Consider the following 13328-nt stretch of genomic DNA (forward strand, 5'->3'; position numbering starts at 1 on the left):
CGGAGACCCTCGCCGCACCCGACCAGGGCCCGACCGGTGGCACGGACCTGAGCAGTGCGTGCCGGGCGGTGCCGGGCGGTGCCGGGCGGTGCCGGGCGGTGCCGGGCGGTGCCGGGCGGTGCAGCGCGGCGCAGCGCCTGCGGGGCGCGCGAGCGGTGCGTCCGGTGCGTCCGGTGCCTGCCGTGAGCCCGGTGCGTGCGGTGCGTCCCGGGGAGCCCAGAGCCTGCGATGAGCCCGGTGCATGCAGTGCGTGCGAGCGGAGGGTGCGGTGCGTGGTGCGTCCGGCAACTGCGGTGCGCGCGGGGCGCGCGGGCGGTGGGTGCGGTGGGTGCGGTGGGTGCGGTACGGGCGGTGGTGCGGTGGGTGCGGTGGTGCGGTGGGAGTGGGGACAGGAGCTGGGGGGCGGAGACAGGACATGTTGGGTTGCAGCGCTCCACGGCCTGTGTCAGGTTCGCGGATGCCGCCACCGACGCCCACATGTCGGGCAGGAGTGCCGGTTGTCAGCTTTGGCCGAGCATTGCGGCGACGGACAGTAGGGCCGCTAGCAGTGCTAGGACTGCGGCGGCGTACGCCAGGATCTTGGTGGACAGCGCGAGGGCTCGGGTGCTGGTCTGGTGTTGCGTCTCCTCGCGGACGGCGTGCGCGCAGCGGACTGCCGCGATGGCGATCAGGAGGCCGGGTATGGGTTGGAGGAGGAAGCCGGGCGCGTCGAACGACGGGTCTGAGTATGCGAGGTCGTACATCGTCGTGAAGCTGGCCCAGATCACCAGCGGCGTGGACAACGCGAGCAGCACGGCCGCCGGAGCAGCCGGTACCCAGAGCGGTCCGTCGGGAGTCGAACGACCTACCGACGGTCGGCGACGGCGGTTCGCACCGATCACCGCCGCCAGGCCGAAGGCGACCAAGCCGATGAAGGTCCAGAGCGCGACGTTGTCCCGCCCGTTAGGTACCGGTTCCGGCCCGTCGACGAACGCCACGACCGCGTCCGCGATCGACGCATACAACTCCCCCACGTCCCCCACTCCCCCCGGCGGCCGGCCGTCGACGGGTCGAACCACCCACGGCCAGTAAAGGACGGCGAGCCCACGCCTGTACAGACACAGGCGGCAGGCCTCAGGGGTCAGGTGTCAGGTGTCAGGTGAAGAAGATGTCATAGGCGAGGCGGAGGATGAGGGCTGAGACTACGAGCAGGAAGATCACTCGGACGAACTTGCTGCCGCGGGCGACCGCTGTTCGGGCGCCGAGGAGGCCGCCGAGCATGTTGGCGGTGCCCATGATCAGGCCGAGGCGCCACAGTGGTGCGCCGTTCAGTGTGAACACTGCGATCGCGCCGAGGTTCGTGGCCACGTTGGCGATTTTCGCCTTCGCGCTCGCTTGCAGGAAGTTGTACCCGAGCAGTCCGACCAGCGCGAAGATCAGGAACGATCCGGTGCCTGGGCCGACCGCGCCGTCGTAGAAGCCGATCAGCACGCCGACGCCGCTGGCTGCGAGGTAGTGGTCGCGACCGTCGAACCGCAGCGCGGTCCGGGCGCCGAGGGACGGCTTCAGCGCGGTGTAGATCGCGACTGCCACGAGCAGCACCAGGACGATCGGCTTGAACCATGACATCGGGATCCTGGTCGCCACCAGCGCACCGGCCGCGGCTCCGAGGCCGGCCAGGATCGCCATCGGGATCACGGTTTTACGGTCCGGACGCACCTTCACACCGAACGTGACCGCACTGGTCGCCGTACCGAACAGCGACGAGATCTTGTTGGTGGACAGGATCTGCGCCGGCGACGCGTTCGGCAGCCCGAGCAGCATCGCGGGCAGTTGCAGCAACCCGCCACCGCCGACCACCGCGTCGATCCAGCCGGCCGCGAAGGCGGCGATCACCAGGAACAGCAACGTCAGCAACGAGACATCAGGCACAGCGGCATTTCCTCACGCCCCGATGATCCGGTAAGGGCGTAGTACGGCTCAACCATTACACCGCCGAGTGAGAGCTATGACACCTCGTCCGGGAGAATGGCAGGGTGAAGTTTCTACTGCTGATCCACAACAACCTCGAAGCACTCAAGGGATTCACCGAGCAGCAGCTCGTCGAGATGTCCGGCGGTCGGGAGCACGTCGCGACGCTCGCGCGCGATCTGCTGAAGACCGGTGAGCTGGTGTCGGTCCTGGCGCTGAACGAGCCCGGTGAGGAGAAGGACGTCCAGCTCGTCGCCGGTACGCCGGTGATCTCCGACCGGCCGTTCTTGGAGACGAAGGAGTACCTGGCGGGCGCGATGGTGCTGCATTGCGCGTCGGTGGAGCGGGCGCTGGAGCTCGCGGCACTGATCCCGCTCGCACAGTTCCGTCGCGTCCAGCTCCGGGAGATCCGGCTCGACCAGGACGACTTCCTCGGGCAGCTCGGCTAAGAGTGAGTGAGCTCGAGGGGGCGATTCGGGCGGCGGTGCCGCGGGCGCTGGCCGTGCTGGTCCGACGGTACGGCGTGTTCGACCAGTGCGAGGACGCGGTACAGGAGGCGCTGCTCGAAGCGTTCGTGCAGTGGCGCGCGAACGGCGTACCCGAGCAGCCGATCGGCTGGCTGATCAGCGTCGCGTCGCGGCGGATGATGGACGGCTGGCGGCGGGACAACGCGCGCCGGCAACGCGAGCTGAACGATTTCCTCCGCGCGCCGGATCCCGCACCCGAGGATTACCACGAGGACTCCGACGACACCGTGCGGTTACTCGTGCTCTGTTGTCATCCGGCGCTGACTCCGGCCTCGCAGATCGCGCTCACGCTCCGCTCGGTCGGCGGCCTCACGACGGCCGAGGTGGCAGCCGCTCTCCTCGTCAGCGAGACCACGGTCGCCCAACGCATCAGCCGCGCGAAGCGACAGCTCAGGGACGCACGTTTCGAGCTCCCGACGGCGGACGAGTACGACGAGCGGCTGCGCGCCGTACTGCAGGTGCTCTACCTGATCTTCAACGAAGGCCACACGGCCAGCGCCGGCGACTCGTTGCAGCGCGTGGATCTGGCCGAGGAGGCGTTGCGGATCACGCGGTCGCTGCAGCAGGCCGTCAGCGGCCCGGGTGAGGTGACCGGGCTGCTGGCGTTGATGATCCTCACGCACGCCCGCCGGGACGCACGGACGGGGCCGGGCGGCAACCTCGTACCTGCGGATCGGCAGGACCGTTCTCGCTGGTACGCCGACGAGATCGCCGAAGGCACGCGGCTCGTCGAGGAGACGTTGCGCTCCGGCGCCGTCGGCCCGTACCAGTTGGAGGCGGCGATCGCGGCCGTGCACAGCGAGGCCGACTCGGTCGAGACCACCGACTGGGAACAGATCGCCGGCCTGTACCGGATCCTCGAGAAGGTCGACCCGAGCCCGATGGTGACGCTCGGATCCGCCGTCGCGGTCGCGATGACCGAAGGCCCGGACGCCGGCATCGCCATCGTCGAAGGCCTCGCCGACGACCGGTACCTCGGAGACCACCACCGCCGACTGTCCGTCCTCGCGCATCTCCACGAGCTCGCCGGCCGCCCGGACCTGGCCAGCTCCAACTACCTCGCGGCGCTGGAGCGGACCCGGAACACGGCCGAGCAGAACTATCTCCGCGACCGCATCGCCCACCTCATCAGGTGACGGCGGCCGCCCGTCCACTCGGGACGCGGCGGCACGCTCAGCGCGCTGCGGAACACATGGCCCGGGTCGACCGACTGCTTGAGGGCAGCCAGCCGGGTGCGGTGCTGCTCCGGGAAGCAGCTGTCCAGGTCGGCGTCCGTCGGGTCGGAGATGAAGTTCAGGTAGGCGCCGTCCGGTTTCATCGACCGCCACAGCGCATCGAACTCCTTGGGCTGCTCGGTGCCCTGCTGCTCGGGCGATCCCATCAGCACCGAGTTCACCAGGAACCGCGCATCGCGGTGCGCGAACGCGGTCGCGTCGGCGGGCATCGCGCCGTACGCACCGCCGAGGGACCGGATCTCGATCGCGAGTCCGGGGATCCGCGGGCGGGCCTCCAGCAGCCGTTGGCTCAACTTCGGCGACCACGTGTTGTAGAAGCCGTTGCGGATCCGCGGGCGCCAGTCCGCGGGCATCGACATGTGCGCGAACACGTCGGCGTACGGGACCTCGGCGACCTTCTCGGTGATCAGCGAGCCCAGGCGACGCAACGGTTCGAGCGCCGCGATATCCGTCGTACACACCTGAATGGCGACCGGGACCTGCCGGTCGGCCATCATCGTCGGCGCCAGTTGCAGCGACGACGTGAGTCCTTCGGGAGCGTCGTACTCCGCCCAGCCGTTCAGCACCTGCTCCGCCTGCGTCCACGGGTACAGCAGGGTGCCGAAGTGCACGGTCGGTCGGTGGACGGCGGTGATGTCGTACGACGTAACCACGCCGAGGCTGCCCGCGGCGCCGCGGAGTCCCCAGAACAACTCCGGATCCGTGGCCGCGTCCACCCGGCGTACCGAACCGTCCGCGGTGACCACCTCGGCGGACACCACGTTGTCGATCGCCAGCCCGTGCTTGCGGACCATCCACCCGATCCCGCCGCCGGCCATCAACCCACCGACGCCGACGCTCGCCGTGTCACCGGACGAGATCGCCAGACCGACCTTGCCCAGCCGCTCGGCGACCCGCCCCCAGGTGGCGCCGGTGCCGATCCGCACCACGTCGTCCGGAAGCAACCTGACCTCGTCCATCGGCCGTACGTCGATCACGACGCCGCCGTCGTTCGTGCCGAACCCGGCCGCATGGTGGCCGCCGCTGCGGACCGCGATCGGCAGGTCGTGCATCTCGGCGTACTTCAACGCCGCCACCACGTCGTTCGCGCCCGCACACCGCACGATCACCTTCGGCCGCCCCTCGGCCGTCATCACGCGCCCGGCGTCCGGGTAGCCCGGGTCCCCGCCCACAAGTACGTCGCCCGTGACGGCCCGCCGCAGGCCGTCGATCCCCCGCCCAACCAGCACAGATTCCCTCATCGCCAACTCCTCAACTCCCGGACGCCCGTTCAGGCGCCACACCCCGGGATCGAAGCCAACCGACGTTCCTCGACATACTCGACCAAGAAATCTCCAGGCCGATCGGCCGTACCTAGCTCGGACGTGCCCGGAGGAGCGCGGGCACCGCCGAAGTCGCGGTCAGGTACTGACCGAGCTCGGGGTCGATCAGGCCACCGAGCGCGCTGACCTTGGCCGCCTCCCGAGACAAGTTCTCAGCGATCAGCGGCTCGTGGTGCGCGACGCGGTTGCGTAGCCGGTTGAGCGCCGCAACCTTGGTGTCCACGTCTCGCTTGCGGTCCGTGCCGGGCGGGAACGCCTGGTGAAGGTACGGCACCCAGACCGATTTCTCGTGGCGGAGGAGCTGAGAAAGCGCGAGCGCACGGGACAGATCGCCGCCGGATGCGCTGCGGTACTTGGCAATCCGAGCCGCACTCAACCATCGGAAGACCCAGGGGCCCACGGGTGGTGTGGCGGGATCCGTGGATACCACGGAGGCTTGCTCCTTCCGGTGATATCATCGACAACGAAAGCCCCGGTGGACCGCTGACTCAGGTCATGTCGCCGGGGCCACGTCTTTCCCGGGCGGGTTTCGCTGACACAGGCAGAAGCACGCTGTGGACCACAGGCACACGCAACGGATGACGTCGGGCCCCACCGCTTGGGTGGGGCCCGATGGCATGTCAGCTGCGGACGGTGGTGATCAGGTGGTTGACGACGTCTGCTACTGGGATGTCGGCGCGGGTGCCGGTTCGGCGGTTCTTGACCTCGACGGTGCCGTCGGCGAGGCCCTTGCCGACGACGGCGATGGTGGGTACGCCGATCAGCTCGGCGTCCTTGAACTTGACGCCGGGCGACACCTTCTCGCGGTCGTCGTAGATCACCGTCAGGCCCCGGGACTCCAGCTCGGCGGCGAGCTCGGCTGCCTTCGCGAAGAGCTCCTTGTCCTTGCCGGTGGCAACCAGGTGTACGTCGGCGGGCGCGATCTCCCGCGGCCAGACCAGGCCGAGCTCGTCGTGGTTGCCCTCGGCGATCGCCGCCACCGCGCGGGTGACGCCGACGCCGTACGACCCCATGGTGACCGTGACGAGCTTGCCGTTCTGGTCGAGGACCTTGAGGTCGAGCGCGTCGGCGTACTTGCGGCCGAGCTGGAAGATGTGGCCCATCTCGATCCCGCGCGCCGCCTCCAGCGGACCCGAACCGTCCGGCGCCTCGTCGCCGTCGCGGACCTCGGCGGCCTGGATCGTCCCGTCCGCGGTGAAGTCGCGACCGTGCACCAGGTTGACGACGTGGAACCCGGACTTGTCCGCACCGGTCACCCACGCGGACCCCTCGGCAACCCGCGGATCGAGCAGGTACCGAATGCCGGACGCGTTCTCCTTGCCCAGCACGCCCGGCCCGATGTAGCCCTTCGCCAGCGACGGGTACTTCTCGAAGTCCGCCTCCTCGAACGCGACCACCTCGGCCGGCTCAACCTGTGCGCCGAGCCGCTTCTCGTCGATCGCGCGGTCCCCGGGGACGCCGATCGCGAGCGGCTCGCGGGTGCCGTCGGGGTGCACCAGCATCACGAGCACGTTCTTCAACGTGTCCGCGGCCGTCCACTCGCGGCCGTCGGTCCGCGCGTGCTTCGCGTTCAGCGCGTCTACCAGCGTGTCGATCGTCGGCGTCTCCGGCGTGTCGACGACCTCGGCGGCCGGTACGGCGGACGCGTCGACAGGCGCCGACTGCGGCACCACGACCGCCTCGACGTTGGCGGCGTACCCACCCGGGGAGCGGACGAAGGTGTCCTCGCCGTTCTCCGCGATCGCGAGGAACTCCTCGGACCGCGAGCCGCCCATCGCGCCGGACATCGCCTGCACGATCACGTAGTCGAACCCGAGCCGGTCGAAGATCTTGATGTACGCCTCGCGGTGCTTCTCGTACGACGCGGCGAGTCCTTCGTCGTCGACGTCGAACGAGTACGAGTCCTTCATCACGAACTCACGCCCGCGCAGCACACCGGCCCGCGGCCGTGCCTCGTCGCGGTACTTGTTCTGGATCTGGTAGATCGACAGCGGAAGGTCCTTGTACGACGAGTACAGGTCCTTCACGACCAGCGTGAACATCTCCTCGTGCGTGGGACCGAGCAGCATGTCGGCGCCCTTGCGGTCCTTCAGCCGGAAGATGTTCGGCCCGTACTCCGTCCAGCGGCCGGTGGCCTCGTAGGGCTCGCGGGGCAGCAGCGCCGGGAACACCAGCTCCTGCGCGCCGATCGCGTCCATCTCCTCACGGACGATCCGCTCGACGTTCCGCAGCACCCGCAGGCCGAGCGGCAGCCAGGTGTAGATGCCGGGCGCGGCACGCCGGATGTACCCGGCGCGGACGAGCAGCTTGTGGCTCGGGACCTCCGCGTCCGCCGGGTCCTCGCGAAGGGTGCGGAGGAACAACGACGACATACGCAAAATCACGGGAGTCTCCAAGCGTGCAAAGTCGATAAACCGGACGTCACAGAGAATATCGGTCCGGCGGACATGCTCTCACCACGTTATCCACAGGCCCAAACCGGCGTACCCGACAGTGATCAGGGCAGTTGGCCGTACGGCGCCGCCGCAGCCTTCGCGGCGTAAACCAACGCTGGTTTCAGCAACGGCCAGAACGTCGAGTCAACACACGAGTACGCCGGCAGGAATCCAGCGCACGTCCCCGAATCCGGCCCGATCTCGAACGTGTACGACGGCACGCCGCGCGTCCCGTACAACCAGTCGTCGGTCGCACCGGGAGCGAAGTACCCGACCCCACCATCCCCGGTCGACACCGGATACCCCGTGAACGCGCCCATCTTCTTGCCCAGAGCCACCAAGGCGGCCTTGTTCGGCGCGTCCTTGTTGGTGTATCCCCACGGCGCCAGGATGTCGTTGCCGAAGCTGTGCAACGTCAAGAAGACACCGGTCGTGGTCGCGGCGGCAGGGTCGTCCACATCGCCCTTGGTGTCGGGAAAGACCGTGTCCAGCAAGCCCTGGATCGCTTCGGTCTCCGGCTCGGACAACTCCTTCGGCCCCGGGTACGTCTCGTCGCAAGGACCACCCTGGTCCACATCCCACTGGAACGACGAGTTGCGATTCAGGTCGACGCCCGCGTCCGACGCCGGGCAACCGCCCGCGCTGTCGTCGACGTTCTTGCGCTGCAGCATCGGGCGGGTCGGGTTCGACGCGACCACGTCCACGCCGTCCGGGTTCGCGATCGGCACCACCCAGAGTTCGCGGGTGTCCAGCAGCGCGGTGAGCTCGGGATCGACGCCGTACGACGAGACGAGCAGGTCGATCCACTTGTAGGCGATCTCGCCGGTCGCGATCTCGCGCGCGTGGATCTGCGTGTGCAGGACGAACTTCGGCTTCTTCCCGGTGCTGTTCAGGGCGCAGTCGCCGGTCGTGAGCTTGGTGATGCACAGGGCCTGGATGTCGTGCCCGCCCTGTCCCTGCGCCTTCTTCCACGAATCGCCGATGTCGTAGAGCTTCACCAGGTCCGGGTGCGCCGCGGCGACGGCCGCGTTGTGCTCCTCGTGTCCAGCGGTCGTGTGATACCCGCCGTAGTACGTCGCCTCGTCGGCCTCGGTCCGCGGCACCGGCTGGTACACGTCGCCGGTCTTCTCCAGTACGACGCCTCGCGCGCGCAGCCGTTGTACGTCGATCGGCGTCGCCACCACCGTCGCGGTGTCGCCGTGCGCGTGGTCGATGTCGTACCCGTCTCGGATCAGATCGCCGATCGTCGTACCGGCGGGGACCCGCAGCGAGTAGTAGGCGACGTCCGGTGGGGCCGCCGACGCTGTCGACGAGGTGAGGACGAGAGCAAAGCTGCACAGAAAAACGGCAAGCTTTCGCATGCTGAAGTGTTCCTTCCGCTGGGCGGTGCGGCGTAGAACGTCCAGCCAAGCCCACGGCCGGTCACGTCTGCATCACGGAGAGCATGCAGTCTCAGAACAGAATCGTCGCGAACGTCTCGATCGTGCGGAACCCGACGCGCTCGTACGCCGCCCGCGCCGGGAGGTTGAACGCATTCACATACAGCGTGACGACGGGCGAGATCTGCCGGGCCAGCTCGACCACGGCCGCCATCCCGGGCGCGGCCAGCCCACGGCCGCGGTACTCCGGATCCACCCACACGCCCTGGATCTGGCACACGCCGGTCCCGACCGAACCGACCTCGGCCTTGAACACGACCCGCCCGTTCTCGATCCGCGCGAACGCGCGCCCGGCCCGGATCAGCTCCGCGACCCGCGACCGGTAGAACGTCCCGTCCGGGCCGGTCTGCGGCGGTACGCCGACCTCCTCGGTGTACATCGCCACGCACGCCGGGTACAGGATCGGCAGCTCGACCGGCTCGACCGCTCGGACCAGCGGATCCGGTGCGATCGCCGGCGGCCCTTCGATCACCATGAACGGCTGGTCGTCACGCACCTCGCGGGCAGGCCCCCAGTGCGGCTCGAGAATGTGCCACAGCTGCTCGACCGCGCGCGCCGGCCCGAGGATCTGGAAACAGTTCCGCCCTCGCCGCATCGCGTACGCCGCGAACGCCCGGAGCGCAGCGTCGTCGGCGCCGACCGGGACCATGTTCCCGCCCGCGTGGCACAGGGCCTCGAGCGCGCCCTTCTCGACGTACCCCCAGACCTCGGCTCCACGCCGCGGGTCGAGTCCGGACGCCTGCACGAGGCTGTCGACGAACACGTTGATGACCGGATCGCGGGCGATGACCGCGCGCGCCGCCGCGAGGTCGCGAGGACCGAGAACCCGTACGCCCACGGGCAGAACCTAGCGGATGATCGACGCGACCGTATGCAATGGGGCCGTGATTGCGGACCTGCGCCACTCATCAACCCGGCTCTACCGGCACCGGCTGAGCGTGCCGCCTAGGGGATGTCGGCGGTTGGTGAGTGCTGGGGGTCCGCGGCGATCCGGCGCAGTGGCGACGTCCACGCGACGACCACTCCCGCGCAACCGAACAGCCCCATCAGAACCATCCCGGTCCGCGGCCCGAACGCGTTGCCGAGCAGCCCGCCGACAACCGATCCCAACGTCCACCCGACGCCCCAGGACAGCATCCGGCCCGCCGTGTTGACCCGGCCGAGCAGGTTCTCCGGCGTCACCTGCTGCCGGTACGACACCGCGTTCACGATCACCAGCACGTACGCCGAACCCCAGACCAGCAACGCCAGCGAGGCCATAACCCAGTTCGACGACAACGGCGAGAGCACACCGAGCAGCGCCGACACGGGCAGCGCGTACAACGTGATCGCCGCCGGCGGCATCCGCTTCAGCAACCGCGGGAGGCTGAGTGCGGCGATCAGCCCGCCGATCCCCCACACACCCCAGACCAGTCCGAAGCGGAGTCCCGACGTACCGATGTCCAGGACGCGGTCGCACCACACCACGATCAGCGCCATGAACCCGCCGCCCGCGAACGACTGGATGCTGCCCACGATCGTCATCGTGCGCACCCCCGCGTGCCGGACCAGGTAGCGCAGACCGTCACTGATGTCGTTGAACACCACCTTCGGCCGCAGCGGCGGCTGCCCGTCGCGGGACTCGGACATCGCCCGCACGATCCCGCGGACGGCGAACGCGGACGCCGCGAAGCTGAGCGCGTCGAGCGTGAGCAGACTGGCCGGATCGAGTACGGCGAGGAGCAAGCCGGTCGCCGGTGGGACGAGCAACTCGATCACGCTCGACGCCGTCCAGACCGCGGAGTTCGCCTGGGCGACCCGGGCGCGGCCGACGAGGACGGGTAGCGCGCCGAAGTTCGCGCCGTCGAAGAACGTGTAGACGGCCTGCACGGTGAACGCGACGATGAGCACCTGTACGACGGTGAGCACGCCGAGCAGATGCGCGACCGGCACCGACCCGACCAGGACCGCGTTGATGGCGTCCGCGGTCACCATCGTGCGCCGCCGGTTCCAACGGTCCGCGAGCGCGCCCGCGAACAGACCCGCCAAGAGGTACGGCGCCGACTCCAGGCCGGTCACGACCGCGGTCAGCACGGTCGATCCGGTCAGCCGGTAGACGAGCACCGGCAACGCGATCGCCGTCACCATCGACCCGGTGATCGACAGGCTGCGCGCCAGCCAGTACCGCCGAAAGTCCGGGTCGTCGCGCAGCCGGTCAGGCATCGTCGTCGTCATGGCGGAATCCTGCAGGTTCAGGTCCGGTCGAGGTCAAGACTCATCCACATCAGTTCGACGCCGAGATCCCGGTCGGGCGTACGCCGTGGCTCCGCGAAACCCTGCGAGCGGTAGAAGCCGATCGCCTGCTCGTTCGCCACGAGCACGTCGAGCAGGAGTTCCGGCGTACCGTCCGGCAGGGCTGCGATCGCGGCGTCGAGGAGTGCCTTGCCGACGCCCTTGCCCTGGTGGTCGGGCACCACGTACAGCTTCCACATCACCCAGAAGTCGGCCTCGCGTCCGAGCCCGGTCATGCCGACGAGCGCGTCGCCGTCGACCGCGACCAGCGTGATGCCCTTGCTGATCCCACGTTCGACCGCCTCCGTCGACCACCATTGGGCGAGGCCGTCGGTGATGAACTCGTCGGACACCAGGCCGCCGTACGCGACCGGCCAGGTCGTGAGGCCGATCTGCCTGATCGCGTCGACATCGCCACGCGCGGCACGGCGTACGGCGATCATCCGTGCACCACGACGAGCTGTCCATCCGGGTCCACGATCTCCAGGCCGGCCTCGGTCCGCGATCCGCCGACGCGGGCCTGCACGTCGTCGAGGTCCTCGGTCGTGGTGAGGTCGAGCCGTACGGCGAAGTCCCCGTCCGCCGGCCCGAAGCGGATCGCCGTCGGCACACCGACCGCACCGAGGAACCGCTGCCAGGGCGCCTCGTCCGCTCCGGTCAGGTACGGCGTGACCGACCAGCGATCGTCCGGATCGGCGTCATGCAGCTTGTACCCGTACAGATCGTCGCTGCGCTCGTCGACCCAGATCACCACCCCTTCGGGCCCACTGACCGACAGCACCCGCCCGTACGCCTCGTCGAAGACCGTCGCGTCGACGAACCCCACCTGCTCCAGCCGGTCCTTCAACTCGTCGACCTTGTCCGCCTCGAACGACAACGTCGTCTGCCCCGGCTGCCCGCCCGTCGAGCTCGACGCCGCATCGTGCAACGCGACCATCCCGCGACCGGTCAGCATGTCGACCCATCCCCCGCGCTCGGACTCGATCCGCGACCGCAGCCCCAGCGCCTCCAGGAACGCGCGCATCGCCGCCACGTCCGCCGTGAACCGCAGCGGCCTGATCACCACGTTCTTCATCCCTGAGCCTCCCCGTGCTTGTCGAGATACTCGGCCAGCGCCTGCTCGACGAGCGCGGACAGACTCGCCCCGTCGTCGATCGCCTTGTGCTTCACCCGCCGCACCAGCTCCGGTGGCAGATACACGTTGAACTGCACCTTCTTGCCGCCCGCGTCCACCATGGCTATATTGCTAGCATCCTAGACACCTAACTGTCAATCCTCAGGGAGTTCGACGACTTCGGCGCCCACGGCGTACTGGTCGAGCTCTGTACCTCGCGCTAGCGGATCGCCAGGCCATCACAATTGCCCGTAGCCGACGCGGCCGAGCGTGACGCGTTCCGCGGGACGCCAATTGTGATGGCCTGGGGGTCCGTCACACCGCGGCGAGCAGGGCGTCGTCGATCTCCTTCAGGAGCTTGGCCTTCGGCCGGGCGCCGACGACGGACCAGATCATCTCGCCGCGGTGGAACAGGATCAGGGTCGGCAACGCCATCACCCGGTAGCCGGCGGAGATCGCCGGGTTCTCGTCGGAGTTCAGCTTCACCACGGTCAGCTGTTCGTTGCGTTCGGCACCGATCTGGGCGAGGACCGGGGCGATCTGGTGGCACGGCGGGCACCACTGCGCCCAGAAGTCCACCAGCACCGGCTTCTCGGACCGCACCACCTCGTCGAAGGTGGCCTCGTCGACACTCTGCAGATCGCTCATCTCGTCCTCCAGTTCTCGGCATCGGTCAGGAGGTCGGTCAGCCGCTCCCGCAGGTCGGTCAGTTCCGCGATCCGCCGGTTCACGTCCGCGATCCGGGTCCGGTACGCCGTCAGCGAAGCCGGGCACACGTCCGCGCGCGCATTGCCGGCCCGCAGGCACTCGATGAACGGGTACGTCTGCTCCGCGGTCAGTCCGAGGCTCAGCAGCGCCTTCACCTCACGCACCACGACCACGTCGTCCGGCTCGTACGACCGGTACCCGTTGGCCTCCCGCCGCGGCTTGAGCAGCCCCTGCGCTTCGTAGTACCGCACTGCTTTGACCGTCACACCGGCCTCGGCCGCCAGATCGCTGATCCGCATCCCGCCTCCTTCATCCCGACGCTAAACC

The 13328-nt window shown here is 68.9% G+C and carries 15 protein-coding genes; 2 read left to right on the top strand and 13 right to left on the bottom strand.

The features are described from left to right. Positions 1 to 500 precede the first annotated feature (500 nt). Entirely contained in the window at positions 501 to 1013 is a 513-nt protein-coding gene (locus ACWF0M_RS22570; RefSeq protein WP_452237649.1) for a hypothetical protein, read from the bottom strand. Between the two features lie 121 nt (positions 1014 to 1134). Next, complete coding sequence (locus ACWF0M_RS22575; protein ID WP_452237650.1) at positions 1135 to 1911, bottom strand: sulfite exporter TauE/SafE family protein; 777 nt, start codon at positions 1909 to 1911, stop codon at positions 1135 to 1137. Positions 1912 to 2015: 104 nt separating this feature from the next. On the opposite strand from ACWF0M_RS22575, the gene ACWF0M_RS22580 reads away from it, so the two are divergent. After that, entirely contained in the window at positions 2016 to 2399 is a 384-nt protein-coding gene (locus ACWF0M_RS22580) for a YciI family protein (protein WP_452237651.1), read from the top strand. 2 nt (positions 2400 to 2401) lie between these two features. After that, positions 2402 to 3613, top strand: a complete 1212-nt coding sequence (locus ACWF0M_RS22585) for an RNA polymerase sigma factor (protein ID WP_452237652.1) — start codon at positions 2402 to 2404, stop codon at positions 3611 to 3613. On the opposite strand, the gene ACWF0M_RS22590 is transcribed toward ACWF0M_RS22585, so the two are convergent. From ACWF0M_RS22590 to ACWF0M_RS22640, 11 genes are all read right to left on the bottom strand, one after another. Beyond that, a complete protein-coding gene (locus ACWF0M_RS22590; RefSeq protein ID WP_452237653.1) occupies positions 3577 to 4953 on the bottom strand; it encodes an FAD-binding oxidoreductase in 1377 nt (458 codons plus the stop codon). The two genes, ACWF0M_RS22585 and ACWF0M_RS22590, sit on opposite strands and share 37 nt — an antisense overlap. A 112-nt stretch (positions 4954 to 5065) precedes the next feature. Beyond that, on the bottom strand, positions 5066 to 5410 hold the full coding sequence (locus tag ACWF0M_RS22595) for a hypothetical protein (protein WP_452237654.1): 345 nt from the start codon (positions 5408 to 5410) through the stop codon (positions 5066 to 5068). A 244-nt stretch (positions 5411 to 5654) separates the two neighbouring features. Beyond that, positions 5655 to 7418 (bottom strand): proline--tRNA ligase, encoded by a 1764-nt coding sequence (locus tag ACWF0M_RS22600; protein WP_452237655.1) that lies wholly within the window; start codon positions 7416 to 7418, stop codon positions 5655 to 5657. A gap of 113 nt (positions 7419 to 7531) precedes the next feature. After that, entirely contained in the window at positions 7532 to 8830 is a 1299-nt protein-coding gene (locus tag ACWF0M_RS22605) for a M14 family zinc carboxypeptidase (RefSeq protein WP_452237656.1), read from the bottom strand. A gap of 91 nt (positions 8831 to 8921) precedes the next feature. After that, positions 8922 to 9746, bottom strand: a complete 825-nt coding sequence (locus ACWF0M_RS22610) for a GNAT family N-acetyltransferase (RefSeq protein WP_452237657.1) — start codon at positions 9744 to 9746, stop codon at positions 8922 to 8924. A 107-nt stretch (positions 9747 to 9853) separates the two neighbouring features. After that, complete coding sequence (locus tag ACWF0M_RS22615) at positions 9854 to 11122, bottom strand: MFS transporter (protein ID WP_452237658.1); 1269 nt, start codon at positions 11120 to 11122, stop codon at positions 9854 to 9856. A 17-nt stretch (positions 11123 to 11139) separates the two neighbouring features. Continuing rightward, positions 11140 to 11622 (bottom strand): N-acetyltransferase family protein, encoded by a 483-nt coding sequence (locus ACWF0M_RS22620; RefSeq protein WP_452237659.1) that lies wholly within the window; start codon positions 11620 to 11622, stop codon positions 11140 to 11142. Then, on the bottom strand, positions 11619 to 12254 hold the full coding sequence (locus ACWF0M_RS22625; protein WP_452237660.1) for a VOC family protein: 636 nt from the start codon (positions 12252 to 12254) through the stop codon (positions 11619 to 11621). Before ACWF0M_RS22625 ends, ACWF0M_RS22620 begins: the two co-directional genes overlap by 4 nt. Continuing rightward, the gene (locus ACWF0M_RS22630; RefSeq protein ID WP_452237661.1) at positions 12251 to 12415 is read right to left on the bottom strand and encodes a ribbon-helix-helix domain-containing protein; all 165 of its coding nucleotides are present in this window, start codon (positions 12413 to 12415) and stop codon (positions 12251 to 12253) included. Before ACWF0M_RS22630 ends, ACWF0M_RS22625 begins: the two co-directional genes overlap by 4 nt. A gap of 193 nt (positions 12416 to 12608) precedes the next feature. Beyond that, positions 12609 to 12941, bottom strand: coding sequence for a thioredoxin (gene trxA / locus ACWF0M_RS22635; RefSeq protein WP_452237662.1), 333 nt, complete (start codon positions 12939 to 12941; stop codon positions 12609 to 12611). After that, positions 12938 to 13300: a MerR family transcriptional regulator gene (locus ACWF0M_RS22640; protein ID WP_452237663.1), complete on the bottom strand. Its 363-nt coding sequence runs from the start codon at positions 13298 to 13300 to the stop codon at positions 12938 to 12940. The genes trxA and ACWF0M_RS22640 overlap by 4 nt, the downstream gene beginning before the upstream one ends. Positions 13301 to 13328 lie beyond the last annotated feature (28 nt).

The sequence above is a fragment of the Kribbella sp. NPDC055110 genome, from assembly GCF_053607525.1.

Bases quoted from the DNA above. Each gene is read 5' to 3' on its own strand.
- ACWF0M_RS22605 (WP_452237656.1), bottom strand. From the start codon at position 8,830: ATGCGAAAGCTTGCCGTTTTTCTGTGCAGCTTTGCTCTCGTCCTCACC.
- ACWF0M_RS22620 (WP_452237659.1), bottom strand. From the start codon at position 11,622: ATGATCGCCGTACGCCGTGCCGCGCGTGGCGATGTCGACGCGATCAGG.
- trxA (WP_452237662.1), bottom strand. From the start codon at position 12,941: ATGAGCGATCTGCAGAGTGTCGACGAGGCCACCTTCGACGAGGTGGTG.
- ACWF0M_RS22625 (WP_452237660.1), bottom strand. From the start codon at position 12,254: ATGAAGAACGTGGTGATCAGGCCGCTGCGGTTCACGGCGGACGTGGCG.
- ACWF0M_RS22590 (WP_452237653.1), bottom strand. From the start codon at position 4,953: ATGAGGGAATCTGTGCTGGTTGGGCGGGGGATCGACGGCCTGCGGCGG.
- ACWF0M_RS22615 (WP_452237658.1), bottom strand. From the start codon at position 11,122: ATGACGACGACGATGCCTGACCGGCTGCGCGACGACCCGGACTTTCGG.
- ACWF0M_RS22640 (WP_452237663.1), bottom strand. From the start codon at position 13,300: ATGCGGATCAGCGATCTGGCGGCCGAGGCCGGTGTGACGGTCAAAGCA.
- ACWF0M_RS22630 (WP_452237661.1), bottom strand. From the start codon at position 12,415: ATGGTGGACGCGGGCGGCAAGAAGGTGCAGTTCAACGTGTATCTGCCA.